This is a genomic window from Olleya marilimosa CAM030, from assembly GCF_000518485.1.
Classification (GTDB): Bacteria; Bacteroidota; Bacteroidia; order Flavobacteriales; family Flavobacteriaceae; genus Olleya; species Olleya marilimosa.
Map to the genome: position 1 here is coordinate 1 of NZ_JADR01000011.1, position 26,373 is coordinate 26,373.

General features: G+C 33.6%; 14 protein-coding genes. 6 read left to right on the forward strand and 8 right to left on the reverse strand.

The genetic code is table 11. The features are described 5' to 3' along the window. The 3 genes from M890_RS0112890 to pbpC form a co-directional block, all read right to left on the reverse strand. Window positions 1-518: PorP/SprF family type IX secretion system membrane protein (locus tag M890_RS0112890; protein ID WP_028283933.1), on the reverse strand; the 518-nt coding region annotated here is incomplete at its 3' end. A 27-nt stretch (window positions 519-545) separates the two neighbouring features. Next, window positions 546-7,025 (reverse strand): choice-of-anchor L domain-containing protein, encoded by a 6,480-nt coding sequence (locus M890_RS0112895; RefSeq protein ID WP_028283934.1) that lies wholly within the window; start codon window positions 7,023-7,025, stop codon window positions 546-548. A gap of 180 nt (window positions 7,026-7,205) precedes the next feature. Beyond that, window positions 7,206-9,557: a penicillin-binding protein 1C gene (gene pbpC, locus M890_RS0112900; protein ID WP_028283935.1), complete on the reverse strand. Its 2,352-nt coding sequence runs from the start codon at window positions 9,555-9,557 to the stop codon at window positions 7,206-7,208. 88 nt (window positions 9,558-9,645) lie between these two features. On the opposite strand from pbpC, the gene M890_RS16165 reads away from it, so the two are divergent. Further along, complete coding sequence (locus M890_RS16165; protein WP_051437533.1) at window positions 9,646-11,529, forward strand: T9SS type B sorting domain-containing protein; 1,884 nt, start codon at window positions 9,646-9,648, stop codon at window positions 11,527-11,529. Between the two features lie 20 nt (window positions 11,530-11,549). On the opposite strand, the gene M890_RS0112910 is transcribed toward M890_RS16165, so the two are convergent. Both M890_RS0112910 and M890_RS0112915 read right to left on the reverse strand, forming a co-directional pair. After that, the gene (locus M890_RS0112910) at window positions 11,550-12,023 is read right to left on the reverse strand and encodes a hypothetical protein (RefSeq protein ID WP_028283936.1); all 474 of its coding nucleotides are present in this window, start codon (window positions 12,021-12,023) and stop codon (window positions 11,550-11,552) included. Between the two features lie 47 nt (window positions 12,024-12,070). Beyond that, window positions 12,071-17,647, reverse strand: a complete 5,577-nt coding sequence (locus tag M890_RS0112915) for an alpha-2-macroglobulin family protein (protein WP_028283937.1) — start codon at window positions 17,645-17,647, stop codon at window positions 12,071-12,073. Between the two features lie 266 nt (window positions 17,648-17,913). On the opposite strand from M890_RS0112915, the gene amaB reads away from it, so the two are divergent. The 3 genes from amaB to M890_RS0112930 all read left to right on the forward strand — a co-directional run bounded on the left by amaB (window position 17,914) and on the right by M890_RS0112930 (window position 21,259). Beyond that, window positions 17,914-19,467 carry an L-piperidine-6-carboxylate dehydrogenase gene (gene amaB / locus M890_RS0112920; RefSeq protein WP_028283938.1) on the forward strand — a complete coding sequence of 518 codons (1,554 nt, stop codon included), beginning with the start codon at window positions 17,914-17,916 and terminating at the stop codon, window positions 19,465-19,467. 187 nt (window positions 19,468-19,654) lie between these two features. Then, window positions 19,655-20,599 carry an OmpA family protein gene (locus M890_RS0112925; RefSeq protein WP_028283939.1) on the forward strand — a complete coding sequence of 315 codons (945 nt, stop codon included), beginning with the start codon at window positions 19,655-19,657 and terminating at the stop codon, window positions 20,597-20,599. Window positions 20,600-20,614: 15 nt separating this feature from the next. Continuing rightward, window positions 20,615-21,259 (forward strand): helix-hairpin-helix domain-containing protein, encoded by a 645-nt coding sequence (locus tag M890_RS0112930; RefSeq protein ID WP_028283940.1) that lies wholly within the window; start codon window positions 20,615-20,617, stop codon window positions 21,257-21,259. A gap of 206 nt (window positions 21,260-21,465) precedes the next feature. Here M890_RS0112930 and M890_RS0112935 read toward each other — a convergent pair whose 3' ends face one another. From M890_RS0112935 to M890_RS0112945, 3 genes are read right to left on the reverse strand one after another with little or no spacing between them, the layout of a single operon-like run. Further along, window positions 21,466-22,596: an ATP-binding protein gene (locus M890_RS0112935; protein WP_028283941.1), complete on the reverse strand. Its 1,131-nt coding sequence runs from the start codon at window positions 22,594-22,596 to the stop codon at window positions 21,466-21,468. Between the two features lie 3 nt (window positions 22,597-22,599). Beyond that, a complete protein-coding gene (locus M890_RS0112940; RefSeq protein WP_028283942.1) occupies window positions 22,600-23,349 on the reverse strand; it encodes an SDR family NAD(P)-dependent oxidoreductase in 750 nt (249 codons plus the stop codon). A 50-nt stretch (window positions 23,350-23,399) separates the two neighbouring features. Beyond that, window positions 23,400-24,275 (reverse strand): aldo/keto reductase, encoded by an 876-nt coding sequence (locus M890_RS0112945; RefSeq protein ID WP_028283943.1) that lies wholly within the window; start codon window positions 24,273-24,275, stop codon window positions 23,400-23,402. A gap of 162 nt (window positions 24,276-24,437) precedes the next feature. On the opposite strand from M890_RS0112945, the gene M890_RS0112950 reads away from it, so the two are divergent. Both M890_RS0112950 and M890_RS0112955 read left to right on the forward strand, forming a co-directional pair. Beyond that, complete coding sequence (locus M890_RS0112950; protein WP_028283944.1) at window positions 24,438-25,439, forward strand: AAA family ATPase; 1,002 nt, start codon at window positions 24,438-24,440, stop codon at window positions 25,437-25,439. Window positions 25,440-25,498: 59 nt separating this feature from the next. Further along, window positions 25,499-26,365, forward strand: coding sequence for a DUF58 domain-containing protein (locus tag M890_RS0112955; protein WP_028283945.1), 867 nt, complete (start codon window positions 25,499-25,501; stop codon window positions 26,363-26,365). Window positions 26,366-26,373: the final 8 nt, after the last annotated feature.

The window sequence follows — 26,373 nt, forward strand, 5'->3', positions numbered from 1 at the left end:
TTTAAAATGTTAGGCATAGAGGCAGATATATAAAACTTACTTGGTTTGTAAAAATATAATCCAGCTCCAATATTTGGAGTAACTTCATTAATATTTTCTGAGAAAAAAGGATCATTAGCATCTATTAAATCTAATCCTGCTAACCCAATATCATGAAACGTTGCTCCTGCTTTTAATCCAAACGCTAATTTGGTGCCTGTACCTACAGGAATAGTATATGAGAAATCAACATAAGCATTAGTCTCGCTTACTGGTCCTACCTCATCACTTATTAAAGACAGTCCTAAACCTACATTTTTACCAACTGGTGAATGTAGGGTTAGTGTTCCTGTAGTTGGTGCTCCTTCTAATCCAACCCACTGACTTCTGTAAAGTGCACCTATGGCAACACCTTCTGTAGATCCAGCGTAAGCTGGATTGACCACATTCATGTTATACATGTACTGTGTGTACTGTGGGTCTTGTTGGGCTTGTACACCTATAAACACTAGGAATACGATATATATTATTTTTTTCATCTGTTGTCTTGTTGGTTTCTAGTTAGTTTATCTGTTTATATATACCCAAGAGGCTTTTGTTTTGTTTCCTTGATACTTCATTACATAGTAGTAAGTTCCAACTGGTAACTCGTCACCTGCGTTAGATTGACCTTCCCATTCGTCTACATAATTTGTTTTAGAGTAAACTAAAGTACCATTACGGTTGTATATCTCTAAACTTTGTACATCAAAACTACTTAAATCAAACTTGTCATTTAATCCTGGTGATACACCTGGAGAGATACCTTGTGGTATCGTACAGTTTTCTAACTCTACTACAGTGACAAACTCTGATTTAGAACATCCAGTCTCAGTGTATGTTACTTCAATTTCATATTCTCCTGCTGTTAAAACAGTGTTTAATGCTAATCCAGTTTGACCAACAATCTCAACACCTTCGTTATACCACTTGATACTTACTTCACTAGCTGTGTAATTCTCTGCTTGAGCAGTAATGGTTATTGGTGATGTTGCGTTTGGACAAACCTCATATGGCATGTCTAGATTAAATGTTGTTTCTGGTCGTATTCCAAACAACAAGTCAAATGATGTTGTTTCAAAACATCCAGATTCATTTTCTACTCTGATATAAATCGTATCTGATCCTGATTGGTAGTTAAATGTATCTGTTATAGCATTTGTACTAGTTTCTGCATCTGATAAATCTAAATAGTAAGTAAATACTAAATCAGTCATCCCGTTTGCTAATACTGCTTCATTTGTTGTTAAATCATATTCAGCAATACCATCTTCATTATTGTCACAGCCTAAAAGGTCTTCAGGTGTACCAAGTATTGGTTTTGGTGCTAAATCTATATTAAATGAATCTACTTTAAAGCAACCAGTAACATTATTGGTTAATCTTATATAGACAATAGTTGGAGCCGAAGTATAACTTGTTGGGTCTGTTATAGGATCTACATCGTCAATAGCATTTGCTTCAGATTCATAATAGGTTATAGTGATGTCAGATTGACTTCCTAGTATGTCGTCTTCATTAATTGTTAAATCAAATACAGTGATACCACTGTTATCGTTATCACAAGCTATAATTTCAGGAATATCTCCAGTTTCTATATCCGGATTAGGGAAAAATTCAACTAAAATTTGATCGGTATAAAAACAAGCTGTGCTTACGTCAGTAAAAGTAATATCTACTTGATATAGTCCTTGTTCTGTAACAACTAAAGAGGTTCCGTTTTCTCCAGCAATTGGTTCTGTAATTCCGTCTGCAACAGCATACCATGTTATGGTTGCGTTTGATGGTGGAGCAATTCCTAAATCTAAAGTTACACTATCGCCTTCACAAGTTGCTAATCCATTGCTAATTAATATGTCATTTCCAAGATCTATATTTCCAATATCAAAACTACTGGCTTCTAAAAATACAGCTGAGTCGTAAATCGTATCACCATCATCTGCAATAACCAATTTAATACTGTATGGATTATTTGGTATCACTACAGAGGTTGCAGTTAATGGTACTGTTCTTCCAATAAAGTTGGTTGGATTAGTAATTGCTGGTAATCCTCCTGCACCATAATAAGAATCAAATAGTGTTGGGTTGGATGAAGCACAACCATTATTATAGGCGTCGTCTCTTATTGATAGTACTGAAACTGGATCTGTTGTGCCAGGTATTACAGCAAGGTTAGTAACGATACCTGTATTTAGGTCTGTTAATAAAAATGCAAATGCATCAGAGAATCCACATTGGAAAGTTCCATATTCTTCAGCTGCAAAAATAAAATTAAAAGACAGCTGATCAATTAGCGGTGTAAATTCAAATTCTATTAATGACGCGTTGTTAGATCCTCCTGCAGGTACATCATCTCCAGGATTACCATCTAAATCTGTGTTTATAAAAGCTTCAAGATCTGCATCTCCTGGCCAAGAACCTCCACCTTCACTTAGGACACCTGTTTCTGGACCTGGTGCATTTAATACGTTTCCTGTAGTCATAACAATACCACTTTGGAAAGGGAATGAAGATCCGTTTGCTTCAAAATATCCAATACCATTAGTTGTTCCAAAGTCAGTACCAGTTGACCAAGTAACGTTGTTAATTAGTGCACAAGGCGAATTTACTAATACATCTGTCACTAATTCTTGTACTGTGTATTGTGTGTCGTTTGTTGTTATTGGTGGCGGAATTGTAAATACACATAAATCAAAGTTTACATTTTGAAATGGAATATCTCCATCGGTATAAATTCTGATATAATATGTGTTGCCAATGGTTAATCCATTTGCTATACTACTGTTTGTAGCTTCACAATAAATATTGGTTAAAGAATCACAATCAGTCCCTTCATATAAAGCATGATTTAAATTAACTGTATCTCCTATGATATTACTAATGTCAATTCCGTGATCAGTTGCTATAGCATCAAATTGAAACCAAACGTCATCATTAGCTGTTCCTGTACAAATATTAGCTTGAGCTGATGTTGTCGCTCCATATAATGTAGCACTTGTTGTATTAGTACAATTCTCGTCTGCGTTTGGTGTGACCATAATAGCATTTAAACAATCATCATTTGCTGGAGGGCAAACAGGAACATTTAAGGTGTTACTTGTAATAATACAATTAGTGTCATCCGCATTAGCTACTGTAACTATTACATCTGTATCTAAAGGATATGGTCCCATTGTTACAATACCAGTATTCATTACGTTTTGTAAAGGTGTACTTTGATTGTCAGTAATATCTAAACTTGCAGCATCTCCAATACTAGTAATATCAACATTTACAAAAAATTGATTGTTTCCTGCACTACAATCAGTGGTTGTAGAGAAAGCTACATCAGGATTAATACAAGTTGCACAATTTACTGTAACGGTTAGTGGTGTATATCCTTGAGAACCACAATCAAATATGCCATCTGATTGAACTGTAAATGAAATAGTATCTCCTGAAGACTGATAAGTCAATCCTGAAACATCTCCATTATTTCCATATGGTGTTAATACGTTAAGATCTGTTGTTCCGTCTGTGTCAAATACGATTAACTCATCCCATCCTTGTTCTACTTGACCAGAGTTAAATGTAATATTTAATGGTGTACCATCCGTAGAACTAAATGTAAAGATGTTTGTGTCATTACTTTCATAACAGTAGTTAATTGTTTGTGGTCCATCTGTTGCACAATCTAAAGTAAAGTTGAATTGTAATAATGTTGAAAAGGTAAATGGTCCTGCCCATGTGCTTGTATTTGCACCACAAACGGATTGTATATACACTTCATAATCCGTCGCAGGATTTAACCCTGTCTCTGAAATTGTTGTTGTAGTTACTAATGTGCCTGAAGTAGGTATTCCTGTTCCTGCTGGTTGTAAAACATAATTCCATTCTGATTCTGTTCCATTAGATGTCCAAGAAATATCTGCAGAAGTTTCAGTAATTGATGTTGCAGTTATGTTACTTGGTGCTATGCAAAAGTTTCCACATGCTTCTACTCGAACTTGATCGATTGCCATGTCACTTTCAAAAATATCACCAGTACCTACATAGCTTATTTCAATATAAATAACTTGACCTAAATACGCATCTAAATTAACTCCAATTGGTACCCAAGCTTCATCTGCAGTTGTTTGATAATCACCTGTCCATGTGTATTCTGAAGTAAATGGACCAGTTTGTGAGGTGCTAACACCAATATTTAAGGTTCCCATATTATCTCCAAATGCATGCATCCAAAAGGATAATTCTGCACCATCAACAGCTGTAGATAAGTCTATAGCTGGAGTAATTGCTGAGGCTACGTTAGTTGTATTACCTGATCCTTCATATTCAAGGTGTGTCCCTGCATTTCCGTCCCATGTAATATTAGGGCCTGTTCCTGTAGAATTTCCATTTACAGTTGTAATATCCCAATTTCCATTGGTGTCTGCAAAAGTCGTTCCTGTCCATCCTGAAGGCACATAGTTAGTGTCATTACCAAAATCTTCTGTAAATATAAAAGTAGATCCTCCAGTACTACATGTTACACCAACTGGAGCAGGTGGAGGCGTATTTAATGTTGTAAAGTTTATTGGTCCAGCCCAAACACTAAGTCCGTTTCCGCAATCTGCAAGAATATAAACTTCGTTATCTGTACTTGCTGTCAAACCAGTTATAGTGTAAGGATTGGTTGTAATAGCTGTTCCTGATCCTGTTGGAGTACCTGTTCCTGCTGGTTGAACTACGATTTCCCAATTGGTTTCTCCATTATTAGCAGTCCATGATATGTCTGCAGTTGTGTCTGTAACTGCATCAACAGTTAAGCCCGTAGGTGCAACGCAAAAATTACCGCATGTTTCAACTCTAACTTGGTCAATTGCCATATCACTTTCAAAAGTATCTCCTGTGCCTACGTAGCTTATTTCAATGTAAATTACTTGACCTAAATACGCATCTAAGTTGACACCAATTGGTACCCAAGCTTCATCTGCTGTTGACTGATAGTCTCCTATCCAAGTATACTCTGAAGTAAAAGGACCAGTTTGTGAGGTGCTAACACCAATATTTAAGGTTCCCATATTATCTCCAAATGCATGCATCCAAAAAGATAGTTCTGCACCATCTACTGCTGTAGATAAGTCTATAGCTGGAGTAATTGCTGAGGCTACGTTAGTTGTATTACCTGATCCTTCATATTCAAGGTGTGTTCCTGCATTTCCGTCCCACGTAATATTTGGGCCAGTTCCAGTAGAGTTTCCGTTAACGGTTGTAATGTCCCAATTACCATTGGTGTCTGCAAAAGTAGTTCCTGTCCATCCTGATGGCACATAATTAGTATCATTACCAAAATCTTCAGTAAATATAAATGTAGATGTTCCACTTGCACATGTTACACCAACTGGAGCAGGTGGAGGTGTATTTAATGTTGTAAAGTTAACTGGTCCAATCCAAATACTATAACCTTCCGTTCCGCAATTTGCTCTTACATAAACTTCATAAGGTGTACTTGGTGTTAATCCAGTAGCCTGATAAGGTGCGTTTGTGGATGTAATTACTCCATCTGTTGTTGGTTCTCCAGTTCCTGCTGGTTGTACCCAAATTTGCCATTCTGTTTCTGTTGCTCCAGCATCCCATGTAATATCTGCAGTTGAGTCTCCAGTTGCAGTAGCTACTACAGCTAAAGGCTCTGGGCAAGAAGGTATAGCTCTTACTTGAAAATTATCAACAAAAACATCGTTATCGTTAGTATCATCAACAGTTCCCTCTGAAGCTCTAATACCAAACTGAGCAGTTGTTCCTGCATAAGCAGTTAAATCTTGTACTACATGTGTTCCTGATGCAGGAATAACTGAAGTAGAATCAAACGTTTCTAATACAGTCCAAGTTGTACCACCATCTGTGGTAATTAATAGTTCTACAGTGTCATCTGATCCTAACGTTCCAGCAGTAGTAGTACTACCAAATGTCATTACAGCAAAATCAAATTCTACTTGATAAGGAACACCAGTTAAATCAAATTCAGGGCTTAATAACCAATCGCTTTTTGCTGCTAACCATAAGTTAATTTTATAAGCTCCTGTAAATCCGTTATTAATAAAACCATCATTAACCCAAGAAGAAGTACCTAAGTCTGTAGGACCTGTTGTTGCGTCTCCATTATCTGCAACATCCCAACAGTTAGCTGGAATAGTTGTAAAATCTTGTAAGTAATCAGGTGTAAATATTGCACAGTCCGTAGTAAAAGTTATTGGGCCTGTCCAAATGCTAAAATCTGAACCACAATTTGCTCTAACATAAACTTCATAATCTGTTGCAGGTGATAAAGTGCTATCAATATATCCTGTATTTGTTGATGTAGCTGCTCCTGAACCTGTTGGAACTCCTGTTCCTGCTGGTTGAATTGCTACTTCCCATGCGTTTTCTGTTCCGCCAATGGTCCAAGATAAATCTACAGATGTTGCTGTTGCAGCATTGATAATAAGGCCAGAAGGGTTAGGGCAACTAGCATTATATATGGTTATATTATCAATTAACCAGTACCATGCCCAATCATCAGCATCGTTGTAAATAAACCTTACTTGCATGTTAGCATTAGCATAGGCTGTAATATCTATGTGTTGTTGGTCAGGTGTATTAAAATTACCTGCTGACGCTGTTTGATTTAATACTTCAATCCATGCTGCACCATCATAAACTTCTACGATTGCATTGTCTGCTCCAATGTTTCTATAATATTGATCAAAATCTAAAAAAAGTGTTGTTGCAGCAGAAGCATCAAAAGCAGGAGTTGTTAAAGTTTCTAATAATAACGTACCGTTTCCGTTTGCATCACTATCTACAATTGCTACATTACTTCCGTTTAAGCTATTGCCTGTTCCTTGTTGTCCAGAAATCCATGAATCACCAGTTGCACCACCAGCATCTGTAATGGTCCAAGTCGCTGGAATGGAGGTGTCAAAATTCTCTTGTAAATAAATCTGTGAATTAGCTTGCCATCCTATTACAAAAAATAGCAATGCTAAAATGAACGTAGTTTTTTTCATTTTAATGAGATTGGGTGTTAGTTTAATTTTTAGAAAAATCTTGCGAAAAACACAAGTTGGTCATTTAAAGGTATACTTTTATTAAGAACATTTTAACACAGATAGATATAATGCATTTTTTTTCGATGAAAAGCGCATTAATTGTTAAAATTGTAGGATTTGTATATGGTTTTTAAATTTTTATTTAGAAATTATTACATTTCTTTTGATTTCGTTGCCATATTCATCGATAACAACTAGCAAATGTTCTCCAATTTCAGGCTTAATTGCGATATCATGAATATCTGTAGTTTGACCTATGTACGTTTTGTCGATATACCAAAAAAGAGTGCTATTTTTTTTAGAATGTGCAACTTTTAAAACTAGTTCGTTTATAGTTTCATTAAAGTCTTTAGGTAAATAAATAATGCTTTCATTTTTAGGATAAATAAATTGCATTGTGACTTCATTTTCACCTAAACAGTCAAATCTAAAATTAGGAAGAGATTTATAAAAAGGATTCTTTTTTTTATAATAGTATTCCATTAAAGGAGGTAGTGTAAACCAAGACTGAGTGTTAATGTCATTTAGATCCTCACAAGAGGTATTAACTTGATAGGTGTTTGTTTTATCTAAGTGTATTAATTTATGATAAGGACAAGGTTTTGTTTTTAGACCACTTAATTGTACATGTTGAAGTTGTGTATCAAAACAATTGACTGATGCCCTGTAACCGCTAAGACTACATATTTTAATTTCTTGCATTTCATCAAAGGGTTTTTTAAACCATTGGCTATTTGGAAGCGCATCAAAAACATCAAATAAAATTGGAGCTGCAGATTGTACACCTACTAAACCAGGTCTGCCTTCTCCATCTGCATTACCTACCCAAACACCAACAACATAATCTTTAGTTGTGCCAATTGCCCAAGCATCTCTAAAACCGTAGCTAGTACCTGTTTTCCAGGCGATTTGTTTTGAATTGTCAAAAAACTCCCAATTGTCATCGCCTTCTGGTCTGTTTACTTCTTTTAAGCTTTGATAGGTTAGATAAATTGAAGCTGCATCAAAAAGTTTTTTTTCAGTTGACTTTTTACCAAAATCAATGGTTTGCGAGTCATAAAAAGTGGGTTCGCAAAATTCATTAGAAAAATACTCGCTTGAAGTGTCGTTAAAATGATTAATGGTCGAAGAAAATGCTGCATAACTTTTACATAAATCCCATAAATTACTTTCGGCTCCACCTAAAATAAGTGATAATCCATAATGATTAGCGTTATAGGTTATGTCTTTTAGTTTTAAATCTTTTAGATAATGATGAAACCTATCTAATCCAAATTCTTGTAGCATCCTAACTGCAGGAACGTTTAAAGATCGAGATAAGGCACGTTTAGCTGGAACTGCTCCATCAAATTCTTTATTAAAATTTTCTGGTGAATAATTACCAAATTGAGATGGAATATCTGCTACTAATGTGTTAGGTAAAATATCTCCTGCATCTAGCATTGCAGCATATAAAAAAGGTTTTAAAATACTACCAGTACTTCTTGGTTTATTAATTATATCTACATTTTTTTGATGAGCTTTATCTGTTGGACTATTGCCTACATAGGATAAAACCTTTCTTGTTTTAACGTCTAATACTAAGACTGAAATGTTGTAAATTTCATTTTGCTTTAACACGTTATAGTGATTGGAAACAATAGCGTTTACTTGTTCCTGAAGTTGTTTGTTTATTGTTGTTTTAACCCGTTCACCCTTGTTTGTTTTGGATATAGTTTGTAATAAGTGAGGTGCTGTTTGTGGTAATGCATATGGTTTTTGTGGTAAGCCTTCAGCTAAAGAAAGATTATAGGTTAAAGAGTCAATGCTTTTATTATCTAATAATTTTTTTAATAGCCTATTGCGTTTTGCTAATAATTGTTTTTGATTTTTACCTGGATAAATTAGACTTGGTGCATTGGGTAATACAGCTAAAGTTGCACTTTCTGCCCAAGATAAATCATTAGCATTTCTATTATAATAACGCCAAGAAGCAGCATCAATACCAACTACATTTCCTCCAAAAGGTGCGTGACTTGCGTAAAGCGTTAATATTTTTTCTTTACTATATCTAAATTCTAGTCTAGTTGCTAAAATAATTTCTTTAAGCTTTTCTAGATAGGTTCTTGATTGTCCTTTTCTTGATAATCTAATAACTTGTTGGGTGATTGTGCTTCCGCCTCGTTTTATGTCTCCAGAATTTAAATTTTCTTTTAAAGCTTTAATAATAGATATAGGATTAAATCCAGGATGTTTATAAAAATAATCATCCTCAAAAGCAATGATACATGTTTTAAATTTTCCCGGAATACTATCGCTTTCCGGAAAACGCCACTGTCCATCTTTTGCTATTTGAGCTCCTAATAGTACATTGGTATTACTTGTTATAACTGTTGCTGTGGGATCTTTAAAAAGAGTTTTTGGTAAACAAAAAATATAAGCAACTAATAGCGCAAAAAGGACTGTTAATTTTTTAAAATGAGTTTTAACCAAAGGTTTAATCCTATACATGAGCAATACAAAAAGTGTTTAGTTGCTTTAATAATTGTGAATTTAAAAAAATACATCTATACTTGATAATATTATCTTAATTTTAAACGTGAAAAACAACCGTCTTACTGCTACTACCATTATATTTTTATCTGTATTTTTTTTAACTCAAAAAGCTATAGGGCAATTAGGGTTTTGTAATGGAAATTCGGGAGATGCTATTTTTAATGAAACCTTTGGAATAGGAACAGGTCAAAGTGCACTGCCTATAGGAACTACAACGTATACCTATGCTAATGGATCAGAGCCTGAAGATGGTTTTTATACTGTTAGCAATACCTCTAATTTTTTTGATTGGTTTATTTTAGAAGATCATACCGAAGGAGATACTAACGGGAAAATGTTAGTAATAAATTCTGATTTTACATCTGGCGAATTTTATAGAACAACAATTAGTGGGCTATGCGTTAATACATCTTATGAATTTTCTTCATGGTTAGTAAATTTAACACCATCCACAGGGTTTTGTGGTGCAGGAGCCATACCTATAAATGTGAGTTTTGAGATTTGGGATAGTACAGATTCTAATTTATTAGCTTCTGGTAGTACTGGAAATCTAGGTAGTTTACCAGCTCCAGAATGGTTACAATATGGATTAGTTTTTCAAACACTTCCAGGTCAAACCTCTGTTATTTTAAAAATGAAAAATAATGGTGTTGGTGGATGCGGAAATGATTTAGCTATTGATGATATTGTTTTTAAAAGTTGTGGTGATAATATATCAATAGCAGATCCATTAACAAATAACATGGTAAGTTTATGTAGTAGTCAAACACCTTATAGCACGTCTTTATCAGTAACGCCAGATAATAGTGTTTTCAGTACGCATTTTTATCAATGGGAAGAAAGTATAGACGGAATTACATGGACAGATATTATTGACGAAACCACTCAAAATATAACTATAAATGGTATAACAGATACTAGGTATTATAGAAGTAAAGTCGCTGAGTCTTTTGCAAACTTAAATAATGACTTATGCAATATTGTGTCAGAAGTTTTTCAGGTAGAGGTAACACCATTGCCACCAACTCCAACACTTGCGTGTTGGGAAACTGCTACAATAAATAATACAACTTGTTCATGGGATATAGTTGGTACGCAACCAATTCAGCCTATTGTAGCATGCTGGGAAACAGCGATATTTGACACTACAACTTGCACTTGGGAAGTTTCTGGTACGCAACCATTACAGCCTTCAGGATTACAATGTTGGGAAACCACTACATTTAATACTACTACATGCGAATGGGATATTATTGGTGACCAACCATTTAATGAGGAGGCTGAATTTGTAATTTTATGTCAAAATGAAACGATTACTTTACAAGCCACCACAGATATAATTAGTCCAACATATACTTGGGATACAGGTCAAACGACTTCGTTTTTAGAAGTAGATGCTTCTGGCATTTATACAGTAGAAGCAACAGATGGTTGTTTAACTACCATTATAACTTTTACTGTAGCGCAATTAGAAACACCATTAATTGAGTCTGTTACTTCCAGTGGAAACGATATTGTGGTAAACACAGGCAATACTGGTGATTTTGAATATTCTATAGATGGTATTAACTATCAAAATACAAATGTATTTTTTAATGTTGAAGGTGGCTTGTATACTATTTATATTAAAGCCAATGGATGTAATGATATAGTGACAACATTATTTTTACACTTTTACATACCACAATTTTTTACACCAAATAACGATACAAATAATGATACCTTCGATTTAAAAGTAATCCAATATTTTGAGTCTTCAGAAGTATATATATATGATCGTTTTGGTAAGCTTTTAAAAAGCTCAAAAAATAAACCCTTTTCTTGGGATGGTACATTTAACGGAAGTCCAATGCCTACATCAGATTATTGGTATGTTATAATAATAAATGGTCAGCGTCGAGTTGGACATTTTACTTTAAAACGGTAAGGGTTTCTGCGAAAGCAGTATTATAAATTTAAAGTTTTTAATACAGATTTAAGTTCGGTTTCTTTTTGCGTGCCAATAATAAATTTACTTCCATTTTTAAGTGTGATGGAAAGTCCTTTGTTGCCTTTTATATTATAAACTGTCCCGTATTTAGTCCATAGTCTAATTCCCCAACCACCAACAAAACCATAGTTTACAACTTCCATGGTTTTAACATCTTTTAATTTAATCTTCTTTTTTACAAAAGGAATAAAAGACATTCTAATTTCGGAGTGGTCTATTTCTGTTTTCAAACGAATTAATCCAAAAAGCCCAATGACCAAAAAAAAGATTATTGTAAATGTAATTAGACCTTGATTAGATAAAGGTTTGTCACCAAAACTTTGACCAATAATTAGTTGTTTATAAACACCATATACTGGTATTAATCCAATACCAATTAGTAATACCCAAAGCCACCATTGGTTAAATTTTTGTACTTCTTTAAATTTCATAATACTAGTTTTAGGTATTAAAATATTCCCACTTTTGTGGGAATATTCTATTTTTCAACTTCAATCCATTGACCTTTATTTCTTACAAAAAACTTGTTGTCATACATTGCTTCTGCTTGTAATCCTGGTAAATAATATTGACCTAAATACGAAGCATTAAGCATAACATTAAATGTGTTAGTTTTTTTAGGACCCAAGTCAAAATAAAAATTAACACGATCGTCTCTAATATCTGTAAACCTAGCTTGACTTGAAGTTGAAGCTCCAAAATCTGTAAAACGTGTATTTACAATTTCCCAACCTGACGGAAAAATTTGTGTTAAAGCAATATCATTAACGTTATAGTCTTTAGTATTAGTTATTTGTACTGTTGCAACAAAATCTTGACCTTGTTGTAATTTAGAAACATCAATTTTGTTGCCTTTTAAATCCTTGTATATTACACTTGTAGTAAGACCTCTTTGTTCTGCTAATTCTTGTCCTAATGGTAGCTTACCAGAATTTAATACACGCACGTAAACTATGTTTTCTTTGTTGTTTTTAACGGTTATACTGTTACTACCATAATTAACTCTTAAAGTACGTTGTGCAATAGCATTTTTAGTATCTATTGTTTCGGTTTTACCATTAATTGTGTAGCTTAATTTCATTGCTTTTCCGCCATTAGCATTAACCATTTTAGCCATAGCTAACAAACTGTAAGCAGTAGTTTGAGTACTCATCCAACGTTGACTAGAAAGGTCTTTTGCAATAGTTTCAGATAAATCTTTAACACGTTTGTCTTTGGTTAAAATCATAGTTTCTAAAGCCATAGCTCTGTTTCTGTCAACAGATCCATAGGTGTAATAATTATATTTTTGTGGCTTAAAGTTAATATTTGCAGTACTTGACACTTGGTTACTGGCTTCGGTTTGACCAGCTAAAGCATAAGCAGCAGCTAAACGCCATTTGGCTTCGTTAGAAATTTCTGAAAATTCGCGTAAGCGATTCATAGCACTTAAATCTGGACTTCCTGCTAGCGCTAATGTGTATAAACGATAGGCTTGTGCTAAGTCCGAGTTGTAAGTTCTGTAACTTGGTCTCCAACTTTGTGCAGCTTGTTTTTGGTATTTTATCCAGTTACTTTTAAAGGTTAATGGTAATACAAAACCTTTTTTCTCTGCTTCTAATAAGAAATGTCCAGCATAACTAGTTCCCCAATCATTAGCGCTATTTTCTCCAATCCAATAGCTCATACCTCCATTTGGTCTTTGAAAATGACCTAAACGTTTGATTCCGTTTTCTATGTTAGTTTGTATTTCTTGTTTTTTATTGAAAGATAAATCAAAGATGTCTTGCAAGAATAACTGCGGAAATACACTTGATGTGGTTTGCTCTACACAACCATGAGGATATTGGACTAAGTATTGTAGTCTTCTAGTAAAATCCATTGGAGGTAATGTTGAAAACTCTACACTAGCGCTATTGGTTCCTGCCACACCAAAAGTACTAAAGTCTATGGTTTTAGTGGCATTTGGATCTAGCGTCGCATCTAAACTTGTCGATGAGATTGGATTTACGTTTTCAACATCAATTTCTACTTTATAAGTTGAAGATTCACCATTTCCAGTTGCAATGACTTCAACAGTATTGATACCTTTTGCTTTGCTAACATCTAACTCAAAATAAGCCATTTGCTCATCTGGACGTGCAAAGGTTAGCGCTTTAGTTTGGTCTCCAACAACTGTAATTCCGCTGCTTAATTTTAATTTAACAGAAACGTTTTTTACATTAGGTTCCATTGTAAAAACAGTAACAGGTAGTGTTACCTTTTCTCCTGGACTTAATTTTCTTGGAAGCGTTGCTAAAACCATTAATGGTTTTTTGACTTGTACAGATTTGTCAGTGCTTCCGTATGCTTCAGTTGTGTTATTACCTGCAACAACCATTGTTCTAACTGCGCCAACGTAATTAGGCATTTTTATTTTATGTGTTTTTCTTCCGCCAGCTTCTAACTTAAATGGTCCTAAAAATTTAACTACAGGTTTAAATCTGTTAGCTTTTTTGTTTTTTCCATCAGCTGCACTTCCATCTCCTCCAATAGCAAAAACTTGTTCTATACTTCCGCTATATGCACCAACAACATCATCAAAAACGTCCCAAGTTTTAACGCCTAAAGCCTCTCTAGCATAAAAGGATTGCCATGCGTTTGGTGTTTTAAAACGTGTTAAGTCTAAAAGACCTTCTTCCACCATAGCAATAGTATAAGTCATGGCTTTGTTATTTTTTTCTGAAACAAATACTTCAAATTCTTGTTCAGGTTTTAATACGCTTGGCATTCTTATTTCTGGCTCTAATTTGGTATTTGGATCTTCAACCAATAACGGAATTACACCAAATAAGCGTAACGGTAAATCGTTAGCAGTAGATGCATGTGGTTGTAACAATGAGATATTAATAAATACGTTTGGAGCCATCTGTTTAGTAATTGGAATGTCTACAGTCGTTTCTCCTTTTTTAGTTTTTACCCATTTAGTTTGTAAGACTTCAGATCCGTTTTCTATACTAACTAATGCGCGACCTTCTGTACCTGATGGGAATGTGATTTTTGCAGTTTCGCCAACATTATAGTGTTCTTTATCTGCAGCAAACACTAACATTTTTGCAGCTTCCTTATCTCCAGAAGGTTGGCGTTTCCACCAGTCTTTATAAAAGTATGCAGTGCGACCAGTCATGTGACCAGATACAGGGTCTTTTATGGTAATATAATAACGACCACCTTCGTTTTCTGGAACTTTAATATTAAAGGATGCTTTACCGCTTGCATTGGTATTTACCTTACTGTTTAAAAACGGTTTATGGTAGCTGCTTGATGTATATTGTGATAGGTTGTCGTAAGACGAGTTCCACCACCAACGCCATTCTATTTTATAGACTTTAATTTCTAAATTATTGCGCTTAATTGGTTTGCCTTGATCGTTTACGGTTACTAAATCAAACGTATGATTTTCGTCTGTAAAAAAGGAGCCATAAGCTTTTCCTTTAGGTGATTTTAAACCAACAAATGAGTTGTATGGAGCGTAAGGCTTGGTGAAAGCATCCATTGAAAAATCGCCTCCGTTTTCAAAAGCGCGAATTAAAAATTGTGCATTAAGCATACCTGGAGCCTCTTGACCAATATTTAAGTTTTTAGTGATATCTGCTAAACCTTCGGTATCCACATTACCTTCAAAGATAGTAACCTCTTCTGTACTAAAGTTTTTGGATGGATCTATAAATTGATAGTCTTCGTAATTTTTAAAACTAGAATAAGAGGTGCTAAATTTTGCTTTAATTTCGGCTTTTACATTTTTAGCAGGTGCACCATGTAGCCAGTTTACAGCTAGTTTTCCGTTTAAAGGTGAATTGGATTTAAGTATATCGTCTTCAAAGTCTATTTTAATTTTAAGTCTATTTGGTTTTACAGTTTCGACTTTAAGTCCTTTATAAAATGTTGCTCCTCCAACGCTAATTTTTGCATTCCAGTTTCCTGTTTTGTCTTCAGTTGCTGTTGGAATGTTAAATTGGTAAAAATTATTAACACCTTGATTGCTTATGTTTTTATAGGCTAGTTTACCGTTAGCATCGGTTACTTCTAATTTTACTGGATGTCCTTTTGGTAGCTTGTTTGCTATGTCATTTAGCATAAAAGTTAAATGAATAGAATCTCCTGGTCGCCAAACACCTCTTTCGGTATAAATATAACCTTTTAGTCCACGTTGTAATGTTGCTCCTGAAACATCAAATTTACTGAGTGATAGCGAGTTTCCGTCGCGTAATTTCACGTAAGTGTTATTATTACCTTTAGACACTATTGCAAAAGCAGCTAACTTATCTGTTTTTATTTTTGCTAATCCATCGTTATCGGTATTAGTGGTTGCTAATTCTTGTTGTTGGAAATTATATAATATCACTTTTGCAGCAGGTTCTGGATTAGTGCTAAGTATATTTGTTACTGCAAAATGGTAGGTGTTACCAGCTCCTTTTTTTACTATAGCACCTAGATTAGAACCAATTAAGTTTTGCGAAATAACCTTGTTATTGTAATAGGCATCGTGGCATGGATTGTTGCGCTCTCTCCAATTATAATTATTGTCGCGATAGCTGTAAGTGATATTGTCCCAATATTCTTCTTCTTTTAAATCTTCATCTTCTGTGGATGTGTAAGTATAATCTCCACCACCATAATAATAGTCGTCTTCATAATAGTAGTCATCCTCATAATAGTCCTCTTCATCATTGTTACTGATATTTGCATTAGCATCACAGTCGTACAACGAGTATGCTTTTTTATAATCCAACTCTACGCGATAAATTGCGCCTGGATCTGATTTTATATATTTAGAAAGATCAATACTATAGGTTTTCCATTTTCCATCATTTTCTATTGGGTTTTCAATTAGTTTTATGGTGTGTTTAGCAATACGACGACCAACACGTCTTATTTGGTTTTGATTATTACTTTCAAGAGTATTGTCCTGTAAGAATTGTAAGATATTATCTTCAAAAATTTTAATTATTCTAACATCTACAGCGCTTAAGTTTACAGCTTCAAAATTGAATTTTAACTCTTGCGAATCTGGTAAAATTACACCACTATTAATTAGTTTAACTTGAGGTTTGACGTCTTCAAAAGCAATAGTCTCGCTAAATGGTGTTTTTAGTTTGTAATCGTCCACGTTTTTTATGCCTTGAAAAACATCGACTTGCACATTACCTGTAATTTTAGATTCTGGATAGGCTTTTAACACGTTTCCGTTTACAATAAACTTAGGGTTTTTGCTATTTTGGATGGTGACTAAACCATCAAAATTTTGTTGCTTTTTAATTGGGTCAGAAAAGTTAATTGATAAATATTGTTCTGGTGTCTGAATAACGTTTACAGACATGATTTTAAAATTGTTTTTTCCAGGAATTGGAAATGTATTTTCTCCAGAGTTGTCTGCTTTTATTGCTTTACCATTCCATTTAATTAAGATTTCAGAATCATCAACTAAACGGTTAATACTATCTATTTTAAATTCAAAATATTTTGAAGGTTGACTCTTTTCGTTCCATTCAATTTTTAAGTCTTTTCCTTTTTGCGTTGCGCTAATTAGTTGTTTGGCTTGTTGTAACGTAATAATGTCAGATGCTTTTGCTACACCTAAAAGATATTGCCACTCTTTAGAGTAAGATTGTAAATCGTTAGTTTCAATAACAAAATTTGGAGTAATAGTTTTAAACTGAAACGTATAGCTGCTAAATTGTTTTGGAAGGTCTTTGTATAATTCGCCTAAACTAATTGTCGCTGCATATTCTGTATCTGGTTTCAGGTTTTCATCAGGAACAAATCTTAAGGAGTGATCGTTTATTACAACAATTTTTCCTTCAACGTAAGGTGAAATTTTAAACACATTTTTATCTAGCACTTGGTCAGGCTCCCAACCGTCTACCACTTTTGCTAAATTAATATTAATATTATCTGCTACAGACACACGACCCGAAGTTGTATAACTTATATAATCTCTAAATTTAAAAAGGTTATCCGTTTCAGTGACTTCTTTTTTACAAGAAGCAGCTAGAATAAACACAAAAAATAAGATTGATAGCGATTTTAATTTCATGGTAAACAGTATTATGTATCGTTTTATAGATGTAAGATCAGTTTTTGAGAAAAAAACGTGATATTTGGTTTTTATATCAAAAACTGATGTTAAAGTTATATCAAATTTTGAATTTTAAGGCATTAACCACACACAATTATTAATTAATTTTCGTCTCTTTTTTTTGAATAAAAGCTTAACAGTATTATAAGACAGGACGTATTTTAAAACGAAGAAATATTAGTATATTCGCTAAAAATTAAATAATTCGTAAAAATTAAAGAAATATGCAAGCAGTTTCAACTGATTTCGGAATAAAAGAAGCTTTACAACAGTTAGGCTTAAAAGATATAAATGAAGGGACTTCAACTGGGTCTAATAATTTTGGAAGTGGAGATTTAATCGCTTCATATTCTCCTACTGATGGTAAATTAATAGGAAAAGTGTCTACAACAACTAAGGAAGATTACGAAAAAGTAATCACGACAGCTACTGAGGCTTTTAAAAGTTTTAGAGCAATGCCTGCACCACAAAGAGGTGAGATTGTAAGACAATTTGGTAATAAATTAAGAGAATTAAAAGAACCTTTAGGGAAGTTAGTCTCTTACGAGATGGGTAAATCTTTACAAGAAGGATATGGAGAAGTACAAGAAATGATTGACATCTGCGATTTTGCAGTAGGATTATCAAGACAACTTAATGGACAAACAATTCCGTCTGAACGTCCAGGACACGTAATGCGCGAACAATGGCACTCTTTAGGTGTTGTTGGTATAATCTCAGCATTTAACTTTCCTGTAGCAGTTTGGGCCTGGAACACAGCTTTAGCATGGGTTTGTGGTGATGTATGTATCTGGAAAGGATCAGAAAAAGCACCACTTTGCTCTGTAGCTTGTCAAAATATAATTGCAGAAGTTTTAAAAGACAACAATTTACCAGAAGGTATTTCTTGTATTATTAATGGAGACTACAAAGTAGGAGAATTTATGACAACAGATCATAGAATACCATTAATATCTGCAACAGGATCTACTAGAATGGGACGTATTGTTGGAGCAACAGTAGCAGAGCGTTTTGGAAAATCTTTATTAGAATTAGGAGGAAACAACGCAATCATTATTACACCAACAGCAGATTTAAAAGTAGTTGTTCCAGGTGCTGTATTTGGTGCAGTTGGTACTTGTGGTCAACGTTGTACATCAACTAGAAGACTAATTATTCACGAATCGGTTTACGATAAAGTAAGAGATGCAATTGTTGGAGCTTACGGTCAATTAACAATTGGTAATCCTTTAGATGAAAAAAATCATATTGGACCATTAATAGACAAAGACTCAGTAAATACGTATTTAGCTGCAATCGAAAAAGCAAAAGCTGAAGGAGGTAACGTACTAGTTGAAGGTGGTGTTTTAGAAGGTGAAGGTTATGAGTCTGGTTGTTATGTTAAGCCAGCTATCATTGAAGCAGAAAATAGTTTTGAAATTGTACAGCACGAAACATTTGCACCAATTTTATATTTAATGAAATATTCTGGTGAGGTAGAGAACGCAATTGCTGTTCAAAACGGAGTAGCACAAGGTTTATCTTCTGCAATCATGACTAACGAAATGAAAGAAGCAGAAAAATTCTTATCATTTGCAGGATCTGATTGTGGTATTGCAAATGTAAACATTGGGACTTCTGGAGCAGAAATTGGTGGTGCTTTTGGAGGAGAAAAAGAAACAGGTGGTGGACGTGAGTCTGGATCTGATGCTTGGAAAGTATACATGAGAAGACAAACAAACACAGTAAATTATTCTGACGAATTACCTTTAGCTCAAGGTATTAAGTTTGATTTATAATAAATAGGTTTTCGCTTTCGCGGAAATTAAGCCACATCGAAAGATGTGGCTTTTTTTTTGTTTTAAGCTAACTTTTTACGTCGTTGGTCGATTTTTAATGGTCTATATTTCATTTAGTTAAGATAAATGTTAAAAGATTTTTAATTTTTTAATAACTTGATAGTCATTAACTTAAAACCAAACCATAATGAGTAAAAAAACCGGTTATCTTCTGGGTATTTTGCTGACTATTATCTTGGGTACAATTTTGTGCTGGTATTTATGTTGTAAACCATGTCTTGAAGCAGATAAAGTTGCTATAGATAATACAACAAATACAGAAGATGTTTCAGTAAAAACAGATCAAAAAACAGCAACCATTAATGCATTTACAATAAAAGATGTTAATGGTGATTTAGATTTTCAAATTAATGATAATTTAAACTTTAAAACCTCAAGCCCTTTAATTATTGATTCTATCACATCCACTGTGGATGAAGGCGCAAGTAAACTTATCGCATATTACAACAGTAATCCTGATAAATTATTAAACATCTATGGTCATTATCGTAGTGATGAGGTTAATAACTCTGTATTTCCAAATTTAGGTTTAGCACGTGCCAATGCTGCAAAAAATTATTTTGTATCAAAAGGGATGGCTTCAAAAATTATAAACACCTATAGTACATTGGACGATGACTTTAATGCAGATACAAATGGTGTAATGTATGGACCATTAAGCTATGAGGTTAAGACTATTACAGCTGGAGACACAAGTATAGCAGATGATATTAAAAATTTAGGAGACGCTATAAAGGCAAATCCTTTGATTTTATATTTTGATACTGCTCAAGCCACAATAAACCTGTCGGATGATCAAAAACAAAAAGTATCAGATATGGTAAGGTATACAGACAAGGTTGATGGTGCATTAATTAATGTCACTGGATTTACTGATAATACTGGAAGTCGATCTACTAATATAAAATTAGGTCAAGGTCGAGCCGACTTTACAAAACAATATTTAATACAAAACGGAATTGATAGTAGTAAAATACAATCTTTTTCAAAGGGACCAGATTTACCAATTGCTGATAATGCAACTGAAGACGGTCGCGCAAAAAACAGAAGAGTAGAAGTAACCATTAACTAACAAAAAAATAAAATTATGAATGTATTATTAGCTTTAAGTATTCCTTGCTGGTTAATACCATTATTAGTAGGAGTGATATGCGCAATTTTGGGCTATTTATTAGGACGCTTATTAGGTGGAGGCAGTCAACAAAACAACACAGATTTAAATGTTTATAAAAACCGAATTAGCAAATTAGAAACCGATTTGGCAGCTTGTAAAGCAAGTAAAGATAGCGTGTCACGATCGTCTGGAGCAGGCAATACTGCAACTTCATTTACCTCAAACCCACCAGCATCAACAACTACTACTAAAAAAGAAGCTACAACTAGTGTTACACCAGTAGTAACTAATCTGACTGACGCGTCTAAAGCGTCTGCAATTACTTTTGATGCAGCAGCTGCTAAATTAGCATTAGGTAAAAAAATAAAGGAGGACGATTTAACTGTAGTTGAAGGTATTGGACCAAAAATTAAAGAGTTATTCCATAGTCATAACATTACTACCTGGACTGCTTTAGCAGGTTGTACAGTCGAAAAATGTCAAGAGGTACTTAAAAGTGGAGGGAAACGATTTGAAATACACAAACCAGGCACTTGGCCTAAACAAGCAGATTTGGCTGCAAAGGGATTGTGGCAAGAGTTAAAAGATTGGCAAGACCAATTAGATGGAGGAAAATAATAATTGTCTTAATAAATCAAAAAAGCCAATATTTACAATTGTAAATATTGGCTTTTAAAGTAATTTAAAACCTTATTCAATGCCGAAACTTTATCGGGAGAATCAAGGTTTTTGTGTTAATTAATGGGTTTGCTATTGCATAATAGCTGTATTAATTAACTATTTATAGTTATTATTTAAGTATACTTTAAACAACAACTTTAATCTTAATTGTATTTTACTTTGCGTAAAATACGCAAGACGTCTTTGTACTTTCTGTATATTTCTGGAAGCGGTTTTAAATAAGGTTTTGCCTCATTTAATTTGTCCAAAGCTTCGTGAAATAAATTCAGATAACATATAAGATACGTATCAGGTAGGTTGTTTAGATCTTTTGTTTCGTTATTATTTAAAATTTGTCCTTTTTTTAGTTTTTCTAAAATCGAATTGTTGCTATTGTATATGTGGTGTAACACCTTTTTATCAAATTGTGGTGGGTTAAAAATTAGGGTAGACTCTATGTTATAACTAGCATTGTCATTAAAATTAATAACTGTTTTTTCTAAAGGATAATATTTATAAGAATTTTGAAGTCCTAGTTTTAAGTATTCAATAATTGTAAAAGAATCTTGACTAAATGTAATTGAAACCTCATCTAAAGTTGAAAAAAATAAACGGACTTGCTCATTAATAAGTTCGATGTCTACTCTAGAGTAAAATGTTTCATCTTTAATTTGTTTTTTTTCGCCAGACCAACACAGTACAAAGTATTCTTTAAAAACAATATAATTAGGGTTGTAGTCTTGGCGTTTTTTCATAAAATCAAAAACTCCATCTAAAGTATATTGTATGTTGTTTTGTGCGTGATTCTCAATAGCTTCTACAATCTTAGAGTTTACATCTTGTATTTTGCTGTTAAATACTTTAGGCATACTAATGCTACCATCTCTAAAAAACACTGATCCACCGTAATATTTCCAGATGTTTTTTCTAAGTGATGTCAAACCATTATTGGCACGTATAGTAACTAAGCCTACGACTTTATGGTCGGGAAGATGTGGAAACGGAATATTTTCGTATTGTACAATTGGAGGATTGGTTAAATAAGCGTTGATTAAGTTTTGGATTTTAGAATCGTCAAAAAAATCAACGCCAATTATTGTATTGTCTTCATCCTCTACACCTATAACTATGTACGAGTTGTTTTTTGGGTTAGAATTGGATAAGGCGCAAACGTGCTTTAAAAATTTGGCTTTACCTTCTTTTTGATTAATATCAATTTTTCGCTTTTTATCATAAAAACTATTCTCGTCGTTATGCGCAAGTAAGTTTTTAATAAGTAAGCGTTTATTAATCATGATTTATTCTTTTTTTACAATTGTTGAGGTTGCTTGAGCTGTACAAAACATTAAAACATCTGCAATATTAACATGTGCTGGACGTGATACTGCAAAATAAATGACTTCTGCTAAATCCTCTGGTTGTAAAGCTTTGTAACCTTTGTAAACACTATCGGCTTTGGCGTCTCCTTTAAATCTTACTTTGGAGAATTCTGTCTCGACCAAACCAGGATTTATGGCTGTGACTTTAATGCCAAAAGGATTTAGGTCAATACGCATGCCTTCTGTAAGTGCAACAACAGCGTGTTTGCTGGCACAATACACATTGCCCTTAGGGTAGACTTCTTTTCCTGCAGAAGACCCTATGTTAATAATATGTCCTGATTGGCGTGCTGTCATTTGTGGTATAATGGCTTTGCTAACGTATAGCAATCCTTTTACATTAATGTCCATCATAGCATCCCAATCGTCTAAATCACCATCTTGTATTGGGTCTAATCCATGCGCATTTCCTGCGTTATTTACTAATATGTCAATATGTTTAAATGTTTCTGGTAAGCTGTTAATAGCATCAAAAACAGCTGTTTTATCACTAACGTCAAAATTTAAAGTGTGTACATTAGTTTGTTTTTCTAAAGCTTTTTCAATGGTGTCTAATCTTTCTTGACGACGTCCGCAAAGAATTAAGTTAATGCCTTGTTTTGCAAATTCATGAGCTGTTGCACGACCTATTCCGCTTGTGGCTCCAGTTATTAATGCTGTTTTATTCATGTAATAATGTCTTGTTAAGCAATTATTTGTTTTAGTTTTTTGATCTTGTTTTAAGGTACTTTATGTCCTTGACTAGCGACTAAAATTAAAAACCAATCTTCTAATTCTAGATTTATGTTAGTTGCTGCTATTGCGTCAGATAACCTTTGGCTGTTTGTTGTGCCAACTACAGGTGTAATATTTGCAGGATGTTTTAATATCCAAGATAAAAGTAATTGGTCTTCTGATGCATTGTATTTTTGCGATAAAGCTCCTAATTGTTTATGTATACGTCTTGTTTGTTCTGTGTCTTCTTTAAATGTTATACCTAATGGAGACCAACACATTGGTTTAATATTATGTAATTGCATATGGTCCAATGTGCCATCATGCATTGCTGTGTGTTGGGTTAAAGAAAACTCGATTTGGTTTACAGCAACGTCAACTTTTTTTGAAAGTAAATTGATTTGTGATGGTGTAAAATTAGAGACTCCAAATTCTTTTATTTTACCTTGTTGTTTAAGCTTTTTAACAGCTTCTTCTACTTCTTCAATTTGCATTAAAGGACTTGGTCTGTGTAATAATAATAAATCTAAATAGTCCGTTTTTAAGTTTTTTAAGGATTGCTCTGCAGACCAAATTATGTAGTCTTTACTGTAATTGTAATGTTTTACTTTTAATTGTGGACGTGCATTGCCAAGGTATTCGATTCCGCATTTGGATATTAACTGTATTTGATCTCTGTTTATATTACTTTCCGCGAAAGCGTTACCAAACTCAGCTTCTGTTGTGTAATCGCCATAAATATCTGCATGGTCAAATGTAGTAATCTGATTATTAATACAATGGTGCATTAATTTGATGTATTCAGTGTTACTTAATTGTTTTCCCCATTTTCCCCAAGTCATGGTGCCTGCAATTACTTGAGAGTACTTGTTTTTTGTCATAGTTTAAAATCTTCAATAAAAGTAAAGCATAAATTACTCTTAAAAGTCTAATAAACACCCTATTTTTAACCAATTATTAACACGATTGCAATAAAAAAATTAACAATTTGCAACACTTGAATTAAATCATAGATAGTTCATTGCCTTTAAAAATATTACATAATGGAACAAACAAGTACGATTGATATAAAATCGATTAACGAGAAAATTGAAAAGGAAAGTGCATTTGTAGATTTACTAATGCTTGAAATGAATAAAGTTATCGTTGGACAAAAACATATGGTCGAGCGATTATTGATTGGACTATTAGGACAAGGTCACATTTTATTAGAAGGTGTACCTGGTTTAGCAAAAACATTAGCTATTAATACATTATCTCAGGCTATTGATGCTAGTTTTAGTCGTATACAATTTACACCAGATTTATTACCCTCTGATGTTGTTGGTACCTTAATTTTTAATATGAAAGAGAATGATTTCTCTATCAAGAAAGGACCAATCTTTGCTAATTTTGTGTTAGCAGATGAGATTAACAGAGCACCTGCAAAAGTACAATCTGCTTTGTTAGAAGCTATGCAAGAAAAGCAAGTGACTATTGGAGACGAAACGTTTAAGTTAGATAAACCATTTTTAGTAATGGCAACTCAAAACCCAGTTGAGCAAGAAGGGACTTATACATTGCCTGAAGCACAAGTGGACCGTTTTATGCTTAAAACAGTTATAGATTACCCAAAACAAGCCGAAGAGCAGTTAATTATGCGTGCTAATTTAAAAGGTAATTGGGACAAAGTTAATCCTGTAGTGTCTGTTGCACAAATCTTAAAAGCTCAAGAAGCAGTTAGAGAAGTTTATATGGACGAAAAAATTGAAAAATATATCCTAGATATCATTTTTGCGACACGTTATCCAGAAAATTATAAACTAGCAGATTTAAAACCATTAATTAGTTTTGGTGCTTCACCACGTGGAAGTATTAATCTAGCAACAGCTGCAAAATGTTATGCATTTATTAAGCGTCGTGGTTATGTAATACCAGAAGATGTGCGTGCTGTAGTGCATGATGTGTTACGTCACAGAGTTGGAATTACCTATGAGGCTGAAGCCGAAAATGTAACCTCTGTAGATATTATTAATAAAATAGTTAACGAAATTGAAGTTCCATAATGGAGTTATTACTATTTTTTTAATTGTAAACTCAAGACTGCACACTGCATACTTAAAAAATGGATACTAAAGAATTACTAAAAAAAGTACGAAAAATAGAGATTAAGACACGTCGTTTGTCTGATCATATATTTGGAGGAGAGTACCACTCGACCTTTAAAGGTCGTGGTATGACTTTTTCTGAAGTAAGACAATACCAATATGGTGATGATGTAAGAAACATAGATTGGAATGTTACTGCACGTACCAATCAACCACACATTAAGGTTTTTGAAGAAGAAAGAGAATTAACCATGATGTTAATGGTTGATGTCTCTGGATCAGAGTTATTTGGTACAGAAAACCAATTTAAAAGTGAAATTGTTACCGAAATTGCTGCAACCTTAGCCTTTTCTGCTACTCAAAATAATGATAAAATTGGATTGATTTTATTTTCCGATCAAGTCGAATTATATATACCACCCAAAAAAGGACGTTCTCACGTTTTACGAATCATTAGAGACTTAATAGAATTTGAGCCTAAAAGCAAACAAACTAATATTGTTGAAGCTTTAAAGTTTTTACGTAGCGTGATGAAAAAAAAGGCGATTGTTTTTATAATGAGCGATTTTATTGCAGACGACTATCAGCAAACGCTTAAAATAGCTGCTGGAAAGCACGATATTACTGGGATTAGAGTTTTTGATAAACATGAGGCTAGTATTCCTAATTTAGGAATGGTGCAGATGGAAGATGAAGAAACAGGCGAGTTAATGTTGGTTAATACAGGATCAAAAACAGTAAGACATAATTACGCCAAATTTTATAACCAGAAAGTAAATTACTATAAAGATAGTTTTGCTAAATCTGGAGCAGGTACTTTAGCTTGCAGAACAGATGAGAGTTACGTAAAAAAACTATTAGGCTATTTTAAAACTAGAGGATAATTAATTAT